The sequence below is a fragment of the Simplicispira sp. 125 genome (assembly GCF_003096555.1).
Lineage (GTDB): Bacteria > Pseudomonadota > Gammaproteobacteria > Burkholderiales > Burkholderiaceae_C > Simplicispira.
In genome coordinates this window covers 3,603,440-3,624,242 of the sequence record NZ_QEKM01000001.1, presented here as the reverse complement: position 1 = coordinate 3,624,242, position 20,803 = coordinate 3,603,440, and the positions used below count along the sequence as shown (strand labels likewise).

At 63.5% G+C, this 20,803-nt stretch carries 20 protein-coding genes and 1 pseudogene; 4 read left to right on the top strand and 17 right to left on the bottom strand.

Annotated features, from left to right (window positions below):
- Position 1: 1 nt before the first annotated feature.
- The 5 genes from rfbC to C8D04_RS16970 form a co-directional block, all read right to left on the bottom strand.
- Positions 2–553 (bottom strand): dTDP-4-dehydrorhamnose 3,5-epimerase, encoded by a 552-nt coding sequence (gene rfbC / locus C8D04_RS16990; protein ID WP_116002630.1) that lies wholly within the window; start codon positions 551–553, stop codon positions 2–4.
- Positions 554–561: 8 nt separating this feature from the next.
- Positions 562–1,458: a glucose-1-phosphate thymidylyltransferase RfbA gene (gene rfbA, locus C8D04_RS16985; RefSeq protein ID WP_116002628.1), complete on the bottom strand. Its 897-nt coding sequence runs from the start codon at positions 1,456–1,458 to the stop codon at positions 562–564.
- Positions 1,459–1,468: 10 nt separating this feature from the next.
- On the bottom strand, positions 1,469–2,359 hold the full coding sequence (gene rfbD, locus C8D04_RS16980) for a dTDP-4-dehydrorhamnose reductase (RefSeq protein WP_116701323.1): 891 nt from the start codon (positions 2,357–2,359) through the stop codon (positions 1,469–1,471).
- Complete coding sequence (gene rfbB, locus C8D04_RS16975) at positions 2,356–3,423, bottom strand: dTDP-glucose 4,6-dehydratase (RefSeq protein ID WP_116005884.1); 1,068 nt, start codon at positions 3,421–3,423, stop codon at positions 2,356–2,358. The genes rfbD and rfbB overlap by 4 nt, the downstream gene beginning before the upstream one ends.
- Before the next feature lie 98 nt (positions 3,424–3,521).
- Positions 3,522–5,507, bottom strand: a complete 1,986-nt coding sequence (locus C8D04_RS16970) for an SDR family oxidoreductase (RefSeq protein WP_116005883.1) — start codon at positions 5,505–5,507, stop codon at positions 3,522–3,524.
- 227 nt (positions 5,508–5,734) lie between these two features.
- On the opposite strand from C8D04_RS16970, the gene C8D04_RS16965 reads away from it, so the two are divergent.
- The 3 genes from C8D04_RS16965 (at position 5,735) to C8D04_RS16955 (ending at position 8,064) form a co-directional block, all read left to right on the top strand.
- Positions 5,735–6,409 carry a phasin family protein gene (locus C8D04_RS16965; RefSeq protein ID WP_116005882.1) on the top strand — a complete coding sequence of 225 codons (675 nt, stop codon included), beginning with the start codon at positions 5,735–5,737 and terminating at the stop codon, positions 6,407–6,409.
- Between the two features lie 185 nt (positions 6,410–6,594).
- Entirely contained in the window at positions 6,595–7,254 is a 660-nt protein-coding gene (locus tag C8D04_RS16960) for a TetR/AcrR family transcriptional regulator (RefSeq protein ID WP_116005881.1), read from the top strand.
- Positions 7,255–7,290: 36 nt separating this feature from the next.
- Complete coding sequence (locus tag C8D04_RS16955; RefSeq protein ID WP_116005880.1) at positions 7,291–8,064, top strand: tetratricopeptide repeat protein; 774 nt, start codon at positions 7,291–7,293, stop codon at positions 8,062–8,064.
- A 32-nt stretch (positions 8,065–8,096) separates the two neighbouring features.
- On the opposite strand, the gene C8D04_RS16950 is transcribed toward C8D04_RS16955, so the two are convergent.
- A complete protein-coding gene (locus C8D04_RS16950) occupies positions 8,097–8,864 on the bottom strand; it encodes a type III pantothenate kinase (RefSeq protein WP_116005879.1) in 768 nt (255 codons plus the stop codon).
- A 122-nt stretch (positions 8,865–8,986) separates the two neighbouring features.
- Here C8D04_RS16950 and lysM point away from each other — a divergent pair, with 122 nt between their 5' ends.
- Complete coding sequence (lysM, locus tag C8D04_RS16945) at positions 8,987–9,490, top strand: peptidoglycan-binding protein LysM (protein ID WP_116005878.1); 504 nt, start codon at positions 8,987–8,989, stop codon at positions 9,488–9,490.
- A gap of 181 nt (positions 9,491–9,671) precedes the next feature.
- Here the strand turns inward: lysM and C8D04_RS19060 are convergent, their stop codons facing one another.
- The 11 genes and pseudogenes from C8D04_RS19060 to C8D04_RS16890 all read right to left on the bottom strand — a co-directional run bounded on the left by C8D04_RS19060 (position 9,672) and on the right by C8D04_RS16890 (position 20,749).
- Entirely contained in the window at positions 9,672–10,145 is a 474-nt protein-coding gene (locus C8D04_RS19060; protein WP_233521270.1) for a rhodanese-like domain-containing protein, read from the bottom strand.
- Positions 10,146–10,283: 138 nt separating this feature from the next.
- A pseudogene (locus C8D04_RS19055) lies at positions 10,284–10,784 on the bottom strand (MBL fold metallo-hydrolase); the annotation flags it as partial.
- 81 nt (positions 10,785–10,865) lie between these two features.
- On the bottom strand, positions 10,866–11,789 hold the full coding sequence (locus C8D04_RS16935) for a SprT family zinc-dependent metalloprotease (protein WP_116005876.1): 924 nt from the start codon (positions 11,787–11,789) through the stop codon (positions 10,866–10,868).
- Between the two features lie 15 nt (positions 11,790–11,804).
- Positions 11,805–12,377 carry a D-glycero-beta-D-manno-heptose 1,7-bisphosphate 7-phosphatase gene (gene gmhB / locus C8D04_RS16930; protein ID WP_116005875.1) on the bottom strand — a complete coding sequence of 191 codons (573 nt, stop codon included), beginning with the start codon at positions 12,375–12,377 and terminating at the stop codon, positions 11,805–11,807.
- Between the two features lie 10 nt (positions 12,378–12,387).
- Complete coding sequence (locus C8D04_RS16925; RefSeq protein ID WP_116005874.1) at positions 12,388–13,032, bottom strand: hypothetical protein; 645 nt, start codon at positions 13,030–13,032, stop codon at positions 12,388–12,390.
- Positions 13,033–13,062: 30 nt separating this feature from the next.
- Complete coding sequence (gene glyS / locus C8D04_RS16920) at positions 13,063–15,195, bottom strand: glycine--tRNA ligase subunit beta (protein WP_116005873.1); 2,133 nt, start codon at positions 15,193–15,195, stop codon at positions 13,063–13,065.
- A gap of 191 nt (positions 15,196–15,386) precedes the next feature.
- On the bottom strand, positions 15,387–16,292 hold the full coding sequence (gene glyQ / locus C8D04_RS16910; RefSeq protein ID WP_116005872.1) for a glycine--tRNA ligase subunit alpha: 906 nt from the start codon (positions 16,290–16,292) through the stop codon (positions 15,387–15,389).
- A 150-nt stretch (positions 16,293–16,442) separates the two neighbouring features.
- Complete coding sequence (gene fabB, locus C8D04_RS16905; protein ID WP_116005871.1) at positions 16,443–17,660, bottom strand: beta-ketoacyl-ACP synthase I; 1,218 nt, start codon at positions 17,658–17,660, stop codon at positions 16,443–16,445.
- Entirely contained in the window at positions 17,657–18,199 is a 543-nt protein-coding gene (fabA, locus tag C8D04_RS16900) for a bifunctional 3-hydroxydecanoyl-ACP dehydratase/trans-2-decenoyl-ACP isomerase (protein WP_116005870.1), read from the bottom strand. Before fabA ends, fabB begins: the two co-directional genes overlap by 4 nt.
- Positions 18,200–18,281: 82 nt before the next feature.
- Positions 18,282–19,871 (bottom strand): apolipoprotein N-acyltransferase, encoded by a 1,590-nt coding sequence (gene lnt, locus C8D04_RS16895; protein WP_116005869.1) that lies wholly within the window; start codon positions 19,869–19,871, stop codon positions 18,282–18,284.
- On the bottom strand, positions 19,871–20,749 hold the full coding sequence (locus C8D04_RS16890) for a CBS domain-containing protein (RefSeq protein WP_116005868.1): 879 nt from the start codon (positions 20,747–20,749) through the stop codon (positions 19,871–19,873). The genes lnt and C8D04_RS16890 overlap by 1 nt, the downstream gene beginning before the upstream one ends.
- Positions 20,750–20,803: the final 54 nt, after the last annotated feature.

The window sequence follows — 20,803 nt, the reverse complement described above, 5'->3', positions numbered from 1 at the left end:
ATCAGGCACCAGCCAGAACAGCGGCCAGGCTCAGACCGGCAAGGTCCTTGCCGGACAGCACCGGCGCCTTGCCCAGGTCCGGCCAAGCGATGGCCAACTGCGGATCGTTCCACGCCAGGGAGCGCTCGTGCTGCGGGCTGTAGTAATCGGTCGTTTTGTAAACGAAATCGGCCGACTCGGACAGCACCAGAAAACCGTGGGCGAGTCCCGGAGGAATCCAGAGTTGACGATAGTTGTCTTCCGTCAGTTCGACACCCACCCATTGCCCCGCAGTCGGTGAGCCCTGGCGGATATCCACCGCCACATCGAACACCGCACCCCGCACCACGCGCACCAGCTTGCCCTGCGCCTTGGGAGACACCTGGTAATGCAGGCCACGCAGGACGCCACGGCATGAACGGCTGTGGTTGTCCTGCACAAACTGGTGGTCGGTGCCCGTTGCGTCGTTGAAGGTTTTTTGGTTGAAGCTCTCAAAGAAAAATCCGCGGGCGTCACCGAACACCTTGGGTTCGATCAGCATGACGTCGGGGATGGCGAGGCGGGTGGCTTGCATGGCGGGGTTCAGTAAATTTTTTCCTGGAGCAAGCGCAGCAGATACTGGCCATAGCCATTTTTGGACAAGGGCTGCGCCAGCCGCTGGAGTTGCTCGCTGTCGATCCACTGCCCGCGCCACGCGATTTCTTCAGGGCAGGCGATCTTGAGGCCCTGGCGGTGCTCCAGCGTGGCGATGAACTGACTGGCTTCGAGCAGGCTTTCGTGCGTGCCGGTGTCCAGCCAGGCATAGCCTCGCCCCATGATTTCGACATGGAGTTGCGCCTGATCCAGATACAAACGATTCAGGTCCGTAATTTCCAACTCGCCACGGGGAGAAGGCTTGAGGCCCTTGGCCAGCTCCACCACCTGGTTGTCATAGAAATACAGACCGGTCACCGCATAGCTGGATTTAGGCGACACCGGCTTTTCTTCGAGAGAAAGCACCCGGCCCTGGGCGTCAAACTCGGCCACGCCATAGCGTTCGGGGTCGTGCACATGGTAGGCAAAAACGCTGGCACCCTCGGAGCGTGCCGCGGCACTGCCGAGCAGCTCATGGAAGTCATGGCCATGAAAGAGGTTGTCACCCAACACCAGTGCGCAGGGCGAATCACCCAGGAACTGCTCGCCAATGATGAAGGCCTGCGCCAGGCCGTCCGGGCTCGGTTGCACAGCGTATTGCAAGTTGATGCCCCACTGGCTGCCGTCGCCCAGCAACTGTTCGAAACGCGGCGTGTCCTGCGGCGTGCTGATGACCAGGATGTCGCGGATGCCCGCCAGCATGAGGGTGCTCAGCGGGTAGTAGATCATGGGCTTGTCGTACACCGGCAGCAGTTGCTTGCTGATGGCCAGCGTGGCCGGGTGCAGGCGGGTGCCGGAACCCCCGGCGAGGATGATGCCCTTGCGGGCCGCTGTGTGTGCGGTCATGGTCTGTGCGTCAAAGGATTTCGGTGAGCATGCGCGCTACACCGTCGCGCCAGTGCGGCAGCCGCAGGCCAAAGGTGGCTTGCAGGCGGCGGGTGTCCAGGCGCGAATTGTGCGGCCGCACGGCAGGCGTGGGGAAGGCGCTGGTGGGCACAGGCGCCACTTCAGTCGCTTTCAATTTGATAGCTGGTTGCGCTTGTGCAGCAAGCGTTAGAACCTCTTTTGCATACAAATTCCAGTTGGTCTCGCCTGCCGCCACGCAATGGTACAGGCCGCCGTCCTGGGAGTGCTGCGCCAGGTGCCGAATGGCGTGGGCCGTGACGTCGGCCAGCAGGTCGGCGCCTGTGGGGGCGCCCCACTGGTCGTCGATGACAGTCAGGCGGTCGCGCTCCTGCGCCAGTCGCAGCATGGTCTTGGCAAAGTTACCGCCGCGTGCCGCATAGACCCAGCTGGTGCGCAGAATCAGGTGCCTGGCGCCGGACTGCTGGATCAGTTGCTCCCCTTCGAGCTTGGTGCGGCCATAGCAGCTCAGCGGCGCGGGTGTGTCAGTTTCCAACCAGGGACGGGTGCCGCTGCCGTCAAACACGTAATCGGTGCTGTAGTGCACCAACCAGGCGCCCAGGCGGGCGGCCTCCTCGGCCAGCACGCCGGGCGTGGTGGCGTTGAGCAGGCGTGCGAGATCGGGCTCGCTCTCGGCCTTGTCCACGGCGGTGTGCGCTGCGGCATTGACGATGACGTCCGGGCGCAGGGCTCGCACGGTGTCGGCAACCCCGGCAGGGTTGGAAAAATCACCGCAGTGTTCCTGGCTGTCAAAGTCCAGCGCGGTGACATCGCCCAGCACAGCCAGGCTGCGCTGCAATTCCCAGCCAACCTGACCACCCTTGCCCAGGAGCAGAATGTTCATGCAGCTTCGCCTTCGTACTGCTTGGCGACCCATTCGCGGTAGGCGCCGCTTTGCACCTGCGCCACCCAATCCGCGTGATCCAGGTACCACTGCACGGTCTTGCGGATGCCGGTGTCAAAGGTCTCGGCGGGGCGCCAGCCCAGTTCGGCCTCGATCTTGCGGGCGTCGATGGCATAGCGCCGATCATGTCCGGGGCGGTCCTTCACGTAGGTGATCTGGGCGCGGTAGCTTTGGCCATCAGCGCGCGGGCGCAGTTCGTCGAGCAGAGCGCAGACCGTGTTCACGATGTCAATGTTGGCTTTTTCGTTCCAGCCGCCGACGTTATAGGTTTCGCCCAAGCGGCCCGCTTCAAGCACGCGGCGGATGGCGCTGCAGTGGTCGTTCACATACAGCCAGTCGCGGATCTGCATGCCGTCGCCGTACACCGGCAATGGCTTGCCCGCCAGCGCGTTGACGATCATCAGCGGGATCAGCTTCTCGGGGAAGTGGTAGGGCCCGTAGTTGTTGCTGCAGTTGGTGGTGAGCACCGGCAGGCCGTAGGTGTGGTGCCAGGCGCGCACCAAGTGGTCGCTGGCGGCCTTGCTGGCGCTGTAGGGGCTGTTGGGCTCGTAGTTGTGCTGTTCGGTGAAGGCAGGCGCATCAGGCGCCAGGGTGCCATACACCTCGTCGGTACTGACGTGCAGGAACCGGAATGCTTCTTTTTCGATAGCTGGAAGCGCTTGCCAGTAGTGCCTTACAGCCTCCAAAAGCCTGAAACTTCCCACCACGTTGGTCTGGATGAAGTCTTCGGGGCCGTGGATGGAGCGGTCCACATGCGACTCGGCTGCAAAATTGACGATGGCACGCGGCCGGTGCTCGGCCAGCAAGCGCCCGACCAACGCGCTGTCACCAATATCGCCCTGCACGAAAACATGGCGCGCATCGCCTTGCACGCTGGCCAGGTTGTGCAGGTTGCCTGCGTAGGTCAACTTGTCGAGATTGAGCACGGGCTCGCTGGAGCCGCCCAGCCAGTCGAGAACGAAATTGGCGCCAATGAAGCCGGCGCCGCCGGTGACAAGGATCATGGGATAAACCGATAGTTGTGCCCGCTGGCAAAGCCTCGGATTATCCCACTGCACCTTGTCGCCGTCAGTAACCGTTTACCCGCAAGCGCATCGCAGCATCAGAAGTGAATGCCGCGCATCATCTGCTGCAAGGCCACCGCTTCGGCCGAGAGCTGCGGCTTGCCGCCTTTCTCGCCCTTGGCTGCGGTCGAATCCGGGAACATGCGGAAGCTGGCGTTCATGCCGATCTGGGCCACGCGCGGCACCAGCGCGTGCATGACCTGCCCCAGAATGCCCAGGCGCGTGGCAATGTTCACCGGCTTGAAGATACAGGCCTGCGCGATCATGTCGGCGGCCTCCTCAGGCGCCAGTGTGGGCACATTGTTGTAGATCTGGGTGGGCGCGATCATGGGCGTGCGCACCAGCGGCATGTTGATGGTGGTGAACGTGACGCCCTGATCGGCAAACTCGCTCGATGCGCAGCGCGTCCAGGCATCCAGCGCTGCCTTGCTGGCCACGTAGGCTGAAAAGCGCGGTGCGTTGGTCAACACCCCAATGGAGCTGATATTGACGACATGGCCCTTGCGCTTTTCCACCATGCCCGGCAGCAGGCCCATGGTCACGCGCAGGCAACCAAAATAGTTGAGCTGCATGGTGCGCTCGTAGTCGTGGAAACGGTCGTAGCTCGATTCAATGGCACGGCGGATGGAGCGCCCCGCGTTGTTGATGAGGAAATCCACGCCGCCATGGTCTGCGATGAGCTGCTGCACGAAACGATCGCAGTCCTGCATGTCAGCAATGTCTGCGGCATAGGCGATAAAGGCATACCCCTTGGCCTTGGCCTCTTTGCAGGCTTCGTCGAGTTTGGCCTGGTCACGCCCACAGATCAGGGTGATGGCGCCCGCTTCGGCAAACTTGTGCGCGGCAGCGAGGCCAATGCCCGACGAACCGCCCGTTACCAACACCACCTTGCCCGCCACCGTGCCCTTGAGCGTACGGTCGATGAACAGTTCGGGGTCAAGGTGTCGCTCCCAATAGTCCCAGATGCGCCAGGCGTAGTTCTTGAGGTTGGGGCACTCCACGCCCGAGCCTTTGAGCGCCGCAAGCGTCTCGCGGCAATCAAAGCGCGTGGGGTAGTTCACAAAGGTGAGCATGTCCTCGGGCAAGCCCAGGTCCTTGAGCACGGCGTTGCGCACGCGGCGCACCGGGGCAATGGCCATCAGGCTTTTTTTGATGCCCTTGGGGATGAAACCCAGCAGCGCTGCATTGACAAACAGGTTCATGCGCGGCGCATGCGCAGCGCGGCTGAAGATGTCGAGCACATCGCCCACGCGGTAGCCCACCGGGTCCACCAGATGGAAACACTTTTTGCCAATGGCCTTCTGGTGGCTGATGACGTTGATGGCGTTGACCACGAAGTCCACTGGCACGATATTGATGCGCCCCCCTTCCAGGCCCACCGCGGGCATCCAGGGGGGCAGCAACTGGCGCATGCGCTGAATCAGCTTGAAGAAATAATAGGGACCGTCGATCTTGTCCATCTCGCCGGTCTCGCTGTCGCCCACCACCATGGCGGGGCGATACACCGTCCAGGGCATCTTGCAGTCCTGGCGCACAATTTTTTCGCTCTCGTGCTTGGTGAGGAAATACGGGTGGTCCAGCCCTTCAGCCTCTTCGAACATGTCCTCGCGGAATACGCCTTCGTACAGACCCGCAGCCGCAATGGAGGACACATGGTGGAAATGCCCGGCATCGATGGCTTTGGCGAATTCCACCGTGTTGCGCGTGCCCTCGATGTTCACGGCCGCCTGGCTCTCGGCATCGGCCGACAGGTCGTACACGGCAGCGAGATGGTGGAAATGGTCGATCTGGCCCTTGAGCTTCTTCACATCCTCGGCAGAAACGCCGAGCTTGCGGGATGTCAGGTCACCAAACACCGGCACCGCGCGGGCGGCGCTCACGCCCCAGTAGCTGCGCAGTTCGGCCACTTTGCCGGCACTTTCCTTGCGCAGCAGGAAATACACCACGCTGCCCTTGCGCTCCAGGAGTTTTTTAACCAGCCGCTTGCCAATAAACCCTGTGGCACCTGTCACGAAATACTGCATGTTGAAAACTCCTGTTGATGGCTTTGATCATTCTTGCCTAAGCACACGCCCTCGGGCTTTAGCAAAAACCCGCGCCGATGCTACCGGCACGGCGCCCAGCTAGACGGCACGCTCTACGTTTTTAGGAGTGCGCGCCTACACGGCGGGCAGCGCAGCGCGTAAAGTTCTCTTCATGCCAGCAGCAGATCGCTCAGGCAAACACATCAACCCTTTCTACCGGAGGCCACATGGTCAAGAAACTGCAAAAACTCAGCAACGAAAAAAAGAAAACGGGCGCCCAGTTGTCGAACACCGTCAAGGACTCTGCCCAGCAAATCTGGCTGGCCGGCTTGGGGGCATTTTCCAAGGCCCAGGAAGAAGGCGGCAAAGTGTTTGAAGCCCTGGTGAAGGAAGGCTTGTCCATCCAACGCAAGACCCAGGCCGTGGCCGAGGAAAAAATTTCGGAAGCGACCAGCCGCGTTTCCAGCATGGCCAGCGACATTGGTTCACGCGCCGCAGGCCAGTGGGACAAGCTGGAAAACATTTTCGAAGACCGTGTTGCCACCGCCCTGACCAAGCTGGGCGTGCCGTCGTCGCGCGACCTGGATGTGCTCAACGCCCGCATCGACGCACTGGCCAAGAGCCTGGGCAAGGCCCCTCCTGTGGTGAAGGCCGCACCCGCCAAGGCTGCGGTCAAGCCCGTGGCCAAGCCTGCTGCAAAGCCAGTGGCCAAGAAGGCTGCAGCCAAGCCTGCCGCAAAACCAGCAGCCAAGAAGGTGGCTGTCAAGTCCGCTGCAGCCAAACCGGCCGCAAAGCCAGCGGCCAAAAAATCGGTCGCCAAGGCCCGGACCCCCTTCCCCAAGGTCGCCCCCCGCAGCACCGACGCAGCACCCGCCGCTGACGGCGCCGCCAGCGCAGCCTGATTTCCGAACGGCATGACGCAGGGGCTTGCGCCCTTGCGCACAACGGCTGTCACACCGGTGGTGTGACAGCCGTTGTGCATTCAGTGTCCACAAAATGACGCGGTGCAGCATTTATACCCCCCTGAAAACGTCGGTTAGAGTAGCTACAAACACACATTCCAATCGATGCATGAGGGCCAGCACACATGGTGAAAAAAGCGCCGCGCCGCACCGCTGAACGCATACTGGAAGTCACGCTCGAACTGTTCAACCGGTTTGGCGAGCCCAATGTCTCGACCACCCTGATTTCCGCTGAACTGCGCATCAGCCCAGGCAATCTTTACTACCACTACCCAGCCAAGGACGAGCTCATCAATGCGCTGTTCGACCGCTACGAACGTGCACTCACCGAACTGCTCGGCGCCAGCAGCAGCGTGCGCAACGTTGAGGATGCATGGTTCTTCATGCACACGCTGTTTGAGCTGATCTGGCAATACCGCTTTCTTTACCGCGACCTCAACGATCTTCTATCCAAGAACCGTCGGCTGGAGATGCATTTCCAGACAGTGCTGCAGAACAAGACGCACGCCGTGCGCACCCTGCTCGACGGCATGCAGCGCGCAGGTGCCCTGCAAATCGATTCGCGCGAAATCGAACCCACCGCCACCAGCATGGTCGTGGTACTGACCTACTGGCTGAGCTTTGAATATGTACGCGACCCCCGCCGCGCGCTCGAACCCGAAAGCGCCCAGGCTGCCTTGCTGCGCGGCGCGCACCATGTGCTGAACCTGCTCATGCCCTACCTCGAACCCGGCCAGCGCGCACACCTGCTGCAGCTGGCCACGGCCTACCGGCCCGATGCCTGAACCCTTTCAGGACACCCCATACCAACGGAGACACACATGGCGAAATGGACCCCCTTTCCCCACGCGGGCGACTACAGCTTCGACGCTGCCAGCCTGAAAAAGCACTGGGCACGCCTGCATGCCGGCGATGGCGAACCCTTGCCCAAAGATGCCGCTGTCCTGCAAGCCTGGGTGCATTTCCACAATGGCGACTTCCAGAAGGCGGCCGAAGTAGGCCTGGAAGCTGGGGGCGCGGGCACTACCGCCGCCAACAAGGCAACAGCCATTTACGCCACCTACCTGGAAAAGAAGGAAAAGACCCGTCTGGACCTTTATCTGCAGGTGGCCGAACAGGCAGAGGCGCAAGCCGCCGAAGACCCGAAGAACGCCAATGCCTGGTATTGGCACGCCTATGCGCTGGGCCGCTACAGCCAAGGCATCAGCGTGGCCAAGGCGCTGGCCCAGGGGCTGGGCGGCAAGATCAAGGAGTCACTGGAAAAAGCCATCGCCCTCTCGCCCAAACATGCGGACGCCCGCATCGCGCTGGGGGCCTTCCATGCCGAGGTGATCGACAAGGTGGGCTCGCTGATCGGCGGCATGACCTATGGCGCCAAGAAGGACACCGGTCTCAAGCTGTTCCAGGAGGCCCTCAAACTCAACCCGGGCTCGGCCATCGCCATGATCGAATACGCCAATGCACTGGTCATGCTCGAAGGCGACAAAAAAATGAAGGAAGCCACAGCACTGTATGAGCAGGCCGCCGCAAGCACACCCCTGGATGCTATGGAGCGCCTGGACGTGGACATGGCACAGGCAGAGCTGGAAGAGTAACCCCTGCGGCGCCCCGTGAGCGACCGACCGGACTAGGCTCCGAAGCGCTGCGAGGCGATGGTCAGCAGACCGTCAAAAATCAGGTTATCCACCAGCTCGAACGGCCTCGTCATGCTGGGCGCCATTTTCCAGCCGGCCCCCCCCGTCATGATGCAGGCGGGCTCAGCACCGCAGTGCGCCATGACATGCTGCACCATGCGCTCGACGGCCCCTGCAATGGCATAGGTTCCGCCGCTCGTCAGCGCATCGCTGGTATTGGTGGGGAACAACCGCACCTCCCCCGTCGGCACATGCAAGCCAGCCGTGCCAGACTCCAGCGCGCGCAGCATGATGCCGTGGCCCGGCAGAATCAGGCCCCCCAGAAACCGCCCCTGCGCGTCGATGGCCTCCACCGTGACCGCCGTGCCCACCATCACCACCACCAAGGGCCGCGCAGGACCTTGCGCCAGCATGTGGTGGCGCGCACCGATCATGGCCACCCACCGGTCGCAACCCAGGCGCGTGGGGTGGTCATAGCCATTAATCAACCCTGCTTCCTGGGCCGAGGACACCACCCACTGCGGTGCCACGTCCCACAACTCCATCTGCTCTTCGACACGGCGCTTGACGGCATCACCCGCCACCACACAGCCCAGCATGCGCGACGGCGTCGGCAGACGCGCCCAGGCGGTATCGGAAAGACGGTCGATATGGTCCAGAAACTCTGCGCCCTGCGCCAGCAAAGAGGCTCCCGGGCGGGGCGCCTCGTACAGCGCCCACTTCAGGCGGGTGTTGCCCACATCAATGGCCATGAATGTCATCCAAGGCATTATCCAGAGTTTTCATGTGCCTGCCGTCACTCTTGCGCCATTGTCTGACGACGAAAAACTCTGCACGCCGTTAGAGTAGACTCGTTTTACACACCACAATCAGGAGGTTCGACATGGGTCTTTTCAGCTTTATCAAAGAAGCCGGCGAAAAACTGTTTGGCGGCAAGGAAGTCGAGGCGGCGGTGGTCAGCGCAGCCAGCAACCCGGCTGCAAAGCCCTCACTGGACGAACTCAACGCCAAGGCGTCACGCGCCATTGAGGCCTACATTGACACCCAGAAACTGGGCGTGGAAGCGGTTCAGGTTGCCTTCGATGGAGCCACTGGTACCGTAACGGTTCAAGGCCAGGCCCCCACCCAAGAGGCACTGGAAAAGGTCACCCTGTGCTGCGGCAATGTGGCCAGTGTCAAAGAAGTGCACAACCTCATGGCTGTCGCCACCCCCGCACCCGAAGCGCAATACCACGACGTGGTGCGTGGCGACACGCTCTCGGCCATTGCGAAAAAATACTACGGCGACGCCAACAAATATCCGCGCATCTTTGAAGCCAACCGTCCGATGCTGTCGCACCCGGACAAAATCTACCCCGGCCAAAAACTGCGCATTCCAGCGCTGTAAGCCTCGCCTGGCTGCTTTTAGGCAATGCTGAACAAGTCCCTCACGCGCTGCGCATCCGTACCTCGGGCGGTCTGCGGCGTTGCAAATCCTCACCATAACTGCGGCCATAGCTGCGGTTTGCGCCTTGCATCCCATCCCGATGCACGGCGCGCATCATCGCGGTGACTTGTTCAGCATCGCCTTAACCCTGCCGCCAGGGCAGGCCGTGAAAGCGCCAGCCGCCCCGCAAACCGCGCTGTGCCTGCTGGTTGGGATCGCCCTCGAAGCCTTCCAGCACATTCCAGGCTTCTAACCCCAGAGCAGTGGCGCGCTGTGCCGCGGCAATAGAACGCACGCCGCTGCGGCACAGCAGCACAGCTTTGCGGCCTGTCGGCACGGCCGAGCGAATCTGTTCGTCAAACTCCGCATTCATCAGCATGCCGGGCCATTGCTTCCAGGCCACGGCCACGGCGCCCGGCACCTCTCCCACCCATGCGCGCTCGGCATCGCTGCGCACATCGATCAGTACGGCATCGCCCGCCTGCACCCACTGCCAGGCCAGCACAGGGTGCACATCCCCCGCATAACCCCGATCGCTGCGCAACACCGGTTGGTCTGTGGCTCCCGCATCATGGCGCAGGCCCGAGCTGCGGTTCGCAGGCACCGCCTCGCCCATGCGCTCGGGCGTAGGCAGGTGCAGCCCCTCCATCAGCGCGACAAACTCGGCCTCACTGCGCCCGGCTATGCGGGCATTGCCAGCCTTTTCAGCGCCGATACTCGAATGGCTGCGCCCGTGATAGTCATGCCCCGGCCACACGGTGGTCTCGGGCGGCAAGGCGAACAGCACTTGGGTGATGCTGTGGTAAAGCTCCCGGGCGCTGCCCGACTGGAAGTCGGTGCGACCACAGCTGTTGATGAGCAGCGCATCACCCGTGAACACCTGACCGCGCCACAGGTACGACATGCTGCCCGCCGTGTGGCCAGGCGTGGCCAGTGCGTGCAGGCTCTCCCCCCCAAAGGCCAGCACATCACCGTCGGCCAGCTGCGCACCGGCCGTGCCAATGCCGCAGCCTGCGGGGGCCGCCGTGCGTGCACCCGTGTGCTCGGCCAGCAGGCCAGCGCTGGTGATGTGGTCGGCATGGTTGTGGGTTTCCACCGTCCAGCGCAAGGCCAGGCCCTGTGCTTGCAACACAGCCAGGTCACGCTCGAGCTGGGCGTCCACCGGGTCGATGATGAGCGCCTCGCGTGTGGCGCGGTCGTGCAGGATGTAGGTGTAGGTACTGGAGGCCGGGTCAAAAAGCTGCAGAGGAATCATCGTTTTTCAGTCCTGTTTTTGATGAAAAGTGCCGCAAATTCCCTATATACAAGCGCAACAAGCTATTTATTCAATAGCAAATCAATCCCACTGGGGCGCCGGTTCATCTTGCAGGTGGCGGCGCAGTTGCGCGTAGTCGGGCACCACCGTGCGCACCGTATCCCAGAAGCGGGGGCTGTGGTCCATCACGCGCAGGTGCGCCAGTTCGTGGGCGACCACGTAGTCGATCACCGTCGGCGGGTAGTGCAGCAGGCGCCAGTTGAGACAAATGGAGCCGTCTGCACGGGCGCTGCCCCAGCGCGTTTGGGCACTGGACAGGCGCAGCCGGGTCCAGCGCACCTGCAGCAGCGGCGCAAAGTGGTCCAGTCGCCCGGTGAAGTGCCGGCGGGCATCGCGCATCAGCCAAGCCTGCACGGCATCGCGGATCTGCCCGGGCTGTGCTGCGCCGGGCAGGCCAATGTGCAGTTGCCGCGCGGCCACTCCTTCCTCCCTATCACGCAAGGTACCGGCGGCGCTCTGCCCCGGGTCCAGCAGCACCCGCAGGGGGGCGCCCAGGTACGGCAGCAAGGTACCGTCGCGCCAGTCGATCCGCGCGTGTTCCAGCCGCCGCTGGCGCTCTTGCGCCTCGCCCAGCTTGCGCAGGATCCAGCCCGACTTCTCGCGCAGCGCAGCGTCCACCGCCGCCAGCGTGGCCCAGGTGGGCGCCCGTACCGACAGGCCATCGGCCCCGACAGTAAAGCCAATGCTGCGCCGACGCGCACGCTGCAGGGCATAGGCCACTACGGCATCGCCCAGCAGCACTTCGCGGGTGGCCTGCGGGTGGCGAAAATGCGTCGGCACCAGTATGTCTTGCAGGGGTGTCGCCTGTTCTTGCGGCTTCTGAACTATCAAATCAGGAGCTGCCAGCGCAATCCCATCAATCGCTGGGGCTGTTTTCTCTTGGGAACGGAGTGGCGCCGAGGTGCCAAAAAGGTCCAGCGCCAGTTGCACAAAGCTCTGTGCCATACGGGGCCTTGTGCGTCAGGCCGGGGGCAAGGCGTCTGCCTTGTTCAGCAGGACTTCGGCAAACGCCGCCAGATCGGCATGCACGCGCACCCCTTCAGGCCACCCGGCGGGCAAAGGCAGACCTGGAGCCAGATGGGCGGATACGCCGGTGCACACCAAGTGCAGGCGGGCTCCCAGCGCGGCGCCTGCCTGCAAGTGCACCTGGCAGGCGCCTACCACATGCACGTCTTTGGCATCCACGCCGTAGCGGTCGCAGATTTGCTCCAACAGACCGGGCGCGGGCTTGCGACAGGTGCATTCCTCACTGGGTGCGTGCGGGCAATAGAACACTGCGTCGATACGCCCACCGCTGGCCGCCAGCTGCTTATGCATCGCGGCGTGGATTGCGTTGAGCGTGGCCACGTCAAACAGTCCCCGTCCCAGCCCTGGCTGGTTGCTGGCCACCACCGCATGCCAGCCAGCACGGTTGAGCCGAGCAATCGCTTCCAGCGCCCCGGGCAGCGCATACCAGTCGTCAGGAGAGGCAATGAACTCTTCGCCCCCCAGGGCATTGATGGTGCCGTCGCGGTCCAAGATGACGATTTTCATGCTGCCATTATCAAAGATTCGGTACGGCGGCGTCGGTCTCGGCAGGAGCCAGGGGCACGCCCACCGCGCGCCATCCCGTGACAAAGCGGCCACTGCTACGTCCACGCGACCACTGCAAGGTCAAACGCATACCGGGCTGCCACTGCGCGGCCTGGGGGTCGTCCAGCACCAGTTGCTGCACGGGCTCCAACCCCTCCACGCGCAGCAGCAGCTCCGTGCCGCCCAGGGAATGCAGATTGGGCATGCGGGGGCGACTGCCCAGCACCTCGGCCTGCACTGGCTCCAATGGCTCCAGACCTTGCAGGTCCGCGTTCCGCCATAGCAGCGCAGCGCCGCCCACCACCCACAGCGCGATCCAGGCCCACAGCAGCGCCTGGCGAACCCGGTGTCCACCGACGCGGCGCACACCCCAAAACACACACAGGCCCAGCAGCAGCAGACCGGCCAGCGCCCACCCCAGGGGAGCCAGGAGTTGCAGCGGCGTAGCGTCCAGTGCGATCGGCGTGAGCGGCAGCGCCGTCGTTGGCGTACCCCGCTCGCTCTGCCACTGCAGCAGCCAGCGCAGCCCCGCGAGCACAGCGGGCGGGGCAAACAGCAACCAAGCCGTGCGCTGCCCAGCCGATGAGGCCACGGCTATCGGCGAGTGGTCGTCCATGGGCACTTGGAAACAGCGGCCCAACCGAACTCAGGCGACCAGGCGCGACAGATCAGCCACGCGGTTCATGGCATCGTGCAGGCTTTTGAGCAGGCCCTGGCGGTTCAAACGCAGGTCGAGTTGCTCGGCGTTGACCATCACGTCGTCAAAGAAGGCATCGACCGGAGCGCGCAGCACGGCCAGGGTCTGCAGACTGGCGGTGTAGTCCCCTGCGTCGAACTGGGCATTGGCCTCGGGCACAAAGCGCTGCAGCGCGGCGTACAGGTCCTGCTCGGCTTGTTCCTGCAACAACTGCGGGTTGACGTGGGCATCCACCTCGCCAGCCTTCTTGAGGATGTTGGCAACGCGCTTGTTGGCCGCTGCCAGCGCCGGGCTCTCGGGCAGCGCGGCAAAGGCCCGCACCGCTGCCAGCTGCTTTTCGACCAGCGCAAGGCGCTGCGGGCGCAGGGCAACCACGGCATCCACTTCTTGCGCGCTGAAGCCTTGCTCACGCAGGCTACCGGCAAGGCGGTCGTAGATAAAGTCTGCCAGCGCGGCAGAGGCATCAGTGATCTTGTTGCCAAAGGCGGGCACGGCACTGGCCAGCAAAGCGTTCAAATCCAGCGGCAGGTCTTTTTCAACCAACATCCGGATCACACCCAGCGCATGGCGACGCAGCGCAAACGGGTCGCGGTCGCCCGTGGGCAGGTTGCCAATGCCGAACATGCCCACCAGGGTTTCAAGCTTGTCGGCCAGCGCCACGACCACACCGGCCGTGTTGCGCGGCAGGGTATCGCCGGAAAAACGGGGCTTGTAGTGGTCTTCGATGGCGTCGGCAATGACCTCGCCCAGGCCGTCGTTGAGCGCGTAGTAGCGGCCCATGGTGCCTTGCAACTCGGGGAACTCGCCCACCATGTCGGTCACAAGGTCGGTTTTGGCCAGCAAGGCGGCATGGTCGGCCTGCTGCACCAGCGTGCTATCGCCCAGTTGCTGCGCAATGGCCTTGGCAATGGCGCGCACGCGCTCCACACGTTCGCCCTGGGTGCCCAGCTTGTTGTGATAGACCACTTTGCCCAGGCCCTCGACGCGCGAGGCCAGCGTCTTCTTGCGGTCCTGGTCAAAGAAGAACTTGGCGTCGGCCAGGCGCGGGCGCACCACACGCTCGTTGCCGCCGGTCACAAAGCTGGTGTCTTCGGGGCTGATGTTGCTGACCACCAGGAACTTGTTGGTCAGCTTGCCTGCGGCGTCCAGCAGCGGGAAGTACTTCTGGTTGGCCTTCATCGTGAGGATGAGGCACTCTTGCGGCACGCCCAGGAACTGCTCTTCAAACTGGCAGATGACCACGTTGGGCCGCTCGACCAGGGCCGTCACTTCGTCCAGCAGCGCTTCGTCTTCGATGGGGCGGGCGCCGTTGCCTACCTTGGCAGCGGCTGCGGCGAGCTGGCGGGCGATCTCGGCCTTGCGCTCGGCAAAGCTGGCGATCACGGCGCCGTCTTTTTGCAGCGTGGCGGCGTAGCTGTCGGCGTCCTTGAACACCACAGGCGACACGGCGGCTTCAAAGCGGTGGCCTTGTGTGCTGTTGCCTGCCATCAGGCCCAGCGCCTTCACGGCCACCACGGTGCTGCCGTGCAGCGCCACCAGGCCGTGCGCAGGGCGCACAAAGTTCACGCTGGTCCAGCCGGGCAGCTCGCAGTCGGTTTCGAGCTGGTAGCTCATGACCTTGGGGATGGGGAGCTTGCCAATGGCTTCTTCCAGAGCCTTCTGCAAACCGGCCTGCAGGGTAGCGCCGGTCACCACGCTGTCGTAGAACAGCGCTTCAGCCTTGCCATCCTGGGCGCGCTTGAGCGCTGCAACAGCGGCAGCGGGGTTCGATACGTCAGCGCCCAGGGCCTGCAGCTTTTTCAACAGCGCAGGGGTGGCATTGCCGCTGGCGTCGAGACCCACGGTCACAGGCATGAGCTTTTGCTGCACGGACTTGTCAGCGGCCTGGGCGGCCACCGCCGTCACATGCGCAGCCAGGCGGCGGGGCGAGGCAAAGGGCGTGACCACCGAGGCGGCCGTCGCCAGGCCCAGGGCCTTGAGCTGGTCGCCCAGCACAGTGGCAAAGGCATCGCCCAGCTTTTGCAGCGCCTTGGGAGGCAGCTCTTCGACAAACAGTTCAACGAGGAGGTTTTGGGTAGTCATGTTGTCGGCTCTATTCCGTAATCCATTTGGCATCCGCTACGCAAGCGATGCATGAAAACTGGCACGCCCCATGCGCGAGCAGCCGCGCAAGGGCCGCCCCGCCGCGCTGGCTGCGTCCCCCTGCCCGCATTGCGCAGCAATGCGAGAGCGGGGGGAAGGCGCGAAGCGGCTCAGGGGGGTGTTCCTTCACTTCACGCAGCCTTCTTCGTCATCTGTTCCACCCACTCGCGCGGCGCCATGGGGAAGCCCAGGCGCTCGCGGCTCTCGTAGTAGCTCTGCGCCACGGCGCGGGCCAGGTTGCGGATGCGGCCGATATAGGCGGCGCGCTCCGTCACGCTGATGGCGCCACGGGCGTCCAGCAGGTTGAAGCTGTGCGCGGCCTTGAGCACCTGCTCGTACGCAGGCAGCGCGAGCTGCTGCTCCATGAGGTACTTGGCCTGTTTTTCGTGCGCGTTGAAGGCGTTGAACAAAAAGTCCGCGTCGCTGTGCTCGAAGTTGTAGGTGGACTGCTCGACCTCGTTTTGCTTGTACACGTCACCGTAGCTCAGGCCTTCGGTCCAGGTCAGGTTGTAGACGTTGTCCACGCCCTGCAGGTACATGGCCAGGCGCTCCAGGCCGTAGGTGATCTCGCCGGTGGCGGGCTTGCAGTCGATGCCGCCCACCTGCTGGAAGTAGGTGAACTGCGTCACCTCCATGCCGTTGAGCCAGACCTCCCAGCCCAGGCCCCAGGCGCCCAGCGTGGGGTTTTCCCAGTCGTCCTCGACGAAGCGGATGTCGTTCTTCTTCAGGTCGAAGCCCAGGGCTTCGAGGCTGCCCAGGTACAGCTCCAGGATGTTGGCGGGCGCGGGCTTGAGCACCACCTGGTACTGGTAGTAGTGCTGCAGGCGGTTGGGGTTCTCGCCATAGCGGCCGTCTTTGGGGCGGCGGCTGGGCTGCACGTAGGCGGCCTTCCAGGGCTCGGGGCCGATGGCGCGCAGGAAGGTGGCGGTGTGCGAGGTGCCGGCGCCCACTTCCATGTCGTAGGGCTGCAAGAGCGCGCAGCCCTGGGCGTCCCAATAGGACTGGAGCTTGAGGATGATTTGCTGAAAGGTCAACATGTGGGTGCTGCGCGGCGCAAACCGCGCGAAAGAGGGTCTTGTCCGGGTGGTGCGCCCCCGGGGCGCACAAGGGCGGGATTTTACGGCCCCAAAGAAAACGGCCCGTCCACCCCCTCGCAGGAAGGACGGGCCGCACGGGGCCGTGCAGGCTTACGCGCCGTCCCAGCGGCGCAGCACCAGGCTGGCGTTGGTGCCGCCAAAGCCGAAGCTGTTGGACAGCGCGGTGCGCAGCGGTGCGTCACGCGACTCGCGCACGATGGGCATACCTTCGGCGGCGGGGTCGAGGTTCTCGATGTGGGCCGAACCGGCGATAAAACCCTCTTGCAGCATCAGCAGACAGTAGATGGCCTCTTGCACACCCGTGGCACCTTGCGAGTGGCCGGTGAGTGACTTGGTGCTGGAAAACGGCGGCACCGCATCGCCAAACACTGCACGCAACGCGCGCAGCTCTGGCAGGTCACCCACCGGGGTGGAGGTGCCGTGCATGTTGATGTAGTCGATGGGGCCGTCCAGGCCCTTGATGGCCTGGCGCATACAGGCAATGGCGCCGTCACCCGAAGGCGCCACCATGTCCACGCCGTCCGATGACAGGCCAAAACCCACAATCTCGGCCAGGATGGTGGCACCACGGGCCTGGGCATGTTCCAGGCTTTCCAGCACCATGGCACCACCACCACCGGCGATCACAAAACCGTCGCGGTGGGCGTCGTAGGGGCGGGACGCCTTCTCGGGGGTGTCGTTGTAGGCGCTGGACATGGCACCCATGGCGTCGAACAGCATGGCCAATTGCCAGCTCAGCTCTTCACCACCGCCAGCAAACATCACGTCTTGCAGGCCAAAAGCAATCTGCTGCGCCGCCATGCCAATGCAGTGGGCCGACGTGCTGCAGGCCGAGGTGATGGAGAAATTGATGCCCTTGACCGCAAACGCGGTGGACAAATTGGCCGACACGGTGGAGCCCATGCAGCGCGTGACCTGGTACGGCCCGACACGGCGGATGCCCTTGCTGCGCAGGATGTCGGCGGCTTCGACCTGGTTCGCGGACGATGCCCCGCCCGAACCCATGATGAGGCCGGTGCGTGGGTTGGAGACCTGTTCAGGTGTCAGGCCGGCCTGGGCAATCGCGTCCTTGAGCGACAGGTAGGCATAGGCTGCCGCGTCACCCATGAAGCGGCGCAGTTTGCGGTCGATCAGTGCGTCAAGGTCAATCTGCGGTTTGCCAGCCACCTGGCTGCGCAGGCCCATTTCGGCAAATTCGGGCATGGCCACGATGCCGGACTTGCCTTCGCGCAGCGACGCGGTGACGGTCGCCATGTCGTTGCCAATGCACGAGACAATGCCCGTGCCCGTGATCACCACGCGTTTCATGCTGCATCTCCTTGCGGTGCTCCGTCTTTGGCCGCGTCTTCCTCGCGCTTGAACAAGCCCACGCGCAGGTCGTTGGCTACGTAAATTTCCTTGCCGTCGACAAGCAGACGGGCGTCGCCAATGGCCATCACGAGTTTGCGCTTGATGACGCGCTTGATGTCGATTTCGTAGGTTACGAGCTTGGCCTCCGGCCCCACTTCGCCCGTGAATTTGACCTCACCCGCGCCCAGGGCACGGCCGCGGCCCGGCAGTTTCAGCCAGGTCAGGTAGAAGCCGATCAGCTGCCACATCGCGTCCAGCCCCAGGCAGCCCGGCATGACCGGGTCGCCCTGAAAGTGGCAGGCAAAAAACCAAAGATTGGGCTTGACATCAAGTTCAGCCACGATTTTTCCCAGACCATGCGCGCCGCCATCGCTGTCGATGTGCGTGATGCGGTCGAACATCAGCATGGGTGGCAGCGGCAGGCGCCCGCTCTCGGGCGTGAACAGCCGTCCTTCACCCGAGGCAATCAATTGTTCATAGGAAAAGGAATCTGCCATTTTCAGTCGTGCTCCAGATCAGCGTGCATACCGCCGTGATTGACCATCGCGCCTATCGCTTTGTGTTTGATTGTAGGAACCATTATCCCGTATGGACGGCGCCATTCCAGCGGCGGCGCATCCCTGCCGCCGCCAGCGCCAGCACACCGAGTGCCCACAGCGGCCACAGGCCAAAACGCGATACCCAGGCGGCATAGGGCGTGGCGGCGCCGCTGCGCCCTTGCACTTCACCTTTGAGCATGCCGCGCATGTGGCGCTGCAACTGGTGCGTGACGATGCCCCGGTGGTCGATGATGGCCGTGGCGCCGGTGTTGGTGGCGCGCACCATGGGCCGCTCGAACTCCAGCGTGCGCATGCGGCTGATGGCCAGATGCTGGTCGATGGCCAGGGTGTTGCCGAACCAGCCAATATTGCTCAGGTTGACGAAGATTGTGGGCGCGTTTTCGGCCTGCGCAAACTGCACAGCCAGCTCTTCGCCGAACAGGTCCTCGTAACAAATATTGGGGGCAATGCGCTCCCCTTGCCATGCGAACGGCGCCTGTGCAAGACTGCCCCGGCTGAAATCGCCGAGCGGGATATTCATGCGTTCGGTGAACCAGCGAAAAAAGGGTGGAATGAATTCGCCAAACGGCACCAGGTGGTGCTTGTCGTACCGGTACGGCGCCAGCAGGCCGGACTGAAATCCGAGCACCGAGTTGGTGTAGCCCGTCTCCAGGCTGCCCAGGGGTATGCCCAGCAACGCCGCCTGCCCTTTGCGTGCAAAGTGCTGCGCGATGGCATCGAGGTAGCCGGGCGTGAGTTGCTGGGGCAGTAGCGGAATGGCGGTTTCAGGCGCTACGACGAGCGCACCCTCCAGGCTGGTGAGCCGGTCTCCATACCACTGCAGCGCCATAGGCACACCGCTCCCTGGTTGAAACTTTTCGTCCTGCGGTATGTTGCCCTGCAGCAGGACCAGCGGCAGCGCAGGCGCGGCAGGTGCCATGGGCGTATGGCACAGATTCACGGCACAGTGGCGCTGCAGGGCGGCGCCGCCACCCAGAATCAACAGCGCCAGCGCCAGCGCCCAGGCGCGCGGGTTGCGCAGGTCGCGGCGGCGCACCTGCACCAGCAGCATGGCCAGCACGGCCGCAGCACATCCGATGCCGTACACGCCCACGATGCGTGCCAGCGCAGCCAAGGGCCCTTCCACGTGGGCGTAGCCTGCGGCGCCCCACGGAAACCCCGTCCACCATTGGCCTCTGGCCAGTTCGGCCAGCAGCCAAACCATTCCAAAAAAGAGAGCACCTAGCGCCCGCCCCTTGGGCGCTAGAGCCTTAAAAAGACCGGAAATCACTGCATAGTAAACACCCAGAAACGCGGCCAACGCCAGCACCGCTGCGGCCGCGAGGGGCGCCGCCAAACCGCCGTAGGTGTGCATGGAGATATAGAGCCACCAGAACGTGCCCGCCAACCAGGCTGTGGCAAAAACCCAGCCGATTCCAGCAGCGCGGCGCCAGCCCATGGGGCGGTGCAGCAACCAGGCCAGCACGGCCATCGAAGCCAGTTGCAGCCACCAGGCAGGCTGCCCGCTACCCGGTAAAGCCAATGAGGCAGCCTGTGCCAGCCCCGCGCACAGCGCCAGCGGCCATTGCCACGGTGCCGCGTGCGGCACTTGCACAGGGGCCAAGGCCATCAGGCGAGCGCCGCCGTATCCTGGTCTGCCGGTGACACCTTGAACCAGCGCACAGCCCCGCCCTTGGTATGCAGCACGACGAAGACCAGCCCCCACAGCACGGCCTCTTCACCGCGCTTGGGCACATGGCCCATTTCGTGGGCGATCAGGCCGCCAATGGTGTCAAAGCTTTCGTCCGGATCGCTGCAGGTGATCTGCGCGCCAAAGGCCTCGGCCACGCGCTCCACGGGCGTGTCGCCACTCACGCGATAGGTGTGGTCGGCCAGGCCGAAAATATCGCCCTCGTCTTCAGGAATGTCGAATTCGTCTTCGATCTCACCCACGATCTCTTCGAGCACGTCCTCGATGGTGACCAGGCCGGCCACACGGCCAAACTCGTCAATCACCACAGCCAGATGGTTGCGGTTGCCACGGAATTCCCGGAGCAGATCGTGCAGGCCCTTGGTCTCGGGCACGAAGACTGCAGGACGCAGCAACGCACGGATGTTCAAAGTGGGCGACCGCTGCAGCTTGAGCAAGTCTTTGGCCATGAGAATGCCGATGATGTTCTCACGCTCGCCCTGGTACACCGGAAAGCGCGAATGCGCCGTGTTGATGATGGTCTTGAGCAGTTCGTCGTAAGGTGCGTCGATGTTCACGACGTCCATGCGGGGTGCAGCCACCATCACATCCCCGGCCGTGCGATCGGCCATACGGATCACACGCTCGAGCATCACGCGCGAATCGGCGCCGATCACATCGTTGTTTTCGGCGTCGGCCAGGGCTTCTATCAGTTCTTCGGGAGAATCCGGGCCAGGGTGGATGAACTCAACCACCTTCTGCAGGAATGTGCGCTTGTCTTCCTTTTCAGGCGCGCGCGCGGGGTGGGGGTCTGACACAGCCTAGGAGTGCAGGACGTGCGGTAGTGAAACAGACCGCTAGGATAACGGATT

What these genes read in the sequence shown, in the direction of transcription:
- rfbC (WP_116002630.1), bottom strand. Translation starts at nt 553, where the DNA reads ATGCAAGCCACCCGCCTCGCCATCCCCGACGTCATGCTGATCGAACCC.
- rfbA (WP_116002628.1), bottom strand. Translation starts at nt 1,458, where the DNA reads ATGACCGCACACACAGCGGCCCGCAAGGGCATCATCCTCGCCGGGGGT.
- rfbD (WP_116701323.1), bottom strand. Translation starts at nt 2,359, where the DNA reads ATGAACATTCTGCTCCTGGGCAAGGGTGGTCAGGTTGGCTGGGAATTG.
- rfbB (WP_116005884.1), bottom strand. Translation starts at nt 3,423, where the DNA reads ATGATCCTTGTCACCGGCGGCGCCGGCTTCATTGGCGCCAATTTCGTT.
- C8D04_RS16970 (WP_116005883.1), bottom strand. Translation starts at nt 5,507, where the DNA reads ATGCAGTATTTCGTGACAGGTGCCACAGGGTTTATTGGCAAGCGGCTG.
- C8D04_RS16965 (WP_116005882.1), top strand. Translation starts at nt 5,735, where the DNA reads ATGGTCAAGAAACTGCAAAAACTCAGCAACGAAAAAAAGAAAACGGGC.
- C8D04_RS16960 (WP_116005881.1), top strand. Translation starts at nt 6,595, where the DNA reads ATGGTGAAAAAAGCGCCGCGCCGCACCGCTGAACGCATACTGGAAGTC.
- C8D04_RS16955 (WP_116005880.1), top strand. Translation starts at nt 7,291, where the DNA reads ATGGCGAAATGGACCCCCTTTCCCCACGCGGGCGACTACAGCTTCGAC.
- C8D04_RS16950 (WP_116005879.1), bottom strand. Translation starts at nt 8,864, where the DNA reads ATGACATTCATGGCCATTGATGTGGGCAACACCCGCCTGAAGTGGGCG.
- lysM (WP_116005878.1), top strand. Translation starts at nt 8,987, where the DNA reads ATGGGTCTTTTCAGCTTTATCAAAGAAGCCGGCGAAAAACTGTTTGGC.
- C8D04_RS19060 (WP_233521270.1), bottom strand. Translation starts at nt 10,145, where the DNA reads ATGGGCGAGGCGGTGCCTGCGAACCGCAGCTCGGGCCTGCGCCATGAT.
- C8D04_RS16935 (WP_116005876.1), bottom strand. Translation starts at nt 11,789, where the DNA reads ATGGCACAGAGCTTTGTGCAACTGGCGCTGGACCTTTTTGGCACCTCG.
- gmhB (WP_116005875.1), bottom strand. Translation starts at nt 12,377, where the DNA reads ATGAAAATCGTCATCTTGGACCGCGACGGCACCATCAATGCCCTGGGG.
- C8D04_RS16925 (WP_116005874.1), bottom strand. Translation starts at nt 13,032, where the DNA reads ATGGACGACCACTCGCCGATAGCCGTGGCCTCATCGGCTGGGCAGCGC.
- glyS (WP_116005873.1), bottom strand. Translation starts at nt 15,195, where the DNA reads ATGACTACCCAAAACCTCCTCGTTGAACTGTTTGTCGAAGAGCTGCCT.
- glyQ (WP_116005872.1), bottom strand. Translation starts at nt 16,292, where the DNA reads ATGTTGACCTTTCAGCAAATCATCCTCAAGCTCCAGTCCTATTGGGAC.
- fabB (WP_116005871.1), bottom strand. Translation starts at nt 17,660, where the DNA reads ATGAAACGCGTGGTGATCACGGGCACGGGCATTGTCTCGTGCATTGGC.
- fabA (WP_116005870.1), bottom strand. Translation starts at nt 18,199, where the DNA reads ATGGCAGATTCCTTTTCCTATGAACAATTGATTGCCTCGGGTGAAGGA.
- lnt (WP_116005869.1), bottom strand. Translation starts at nt 19,871, where the DNA reads ATGGCCTTGGCCCCTGTGCAAGTGCCGCACGCGGCACCGTGGCAATGG.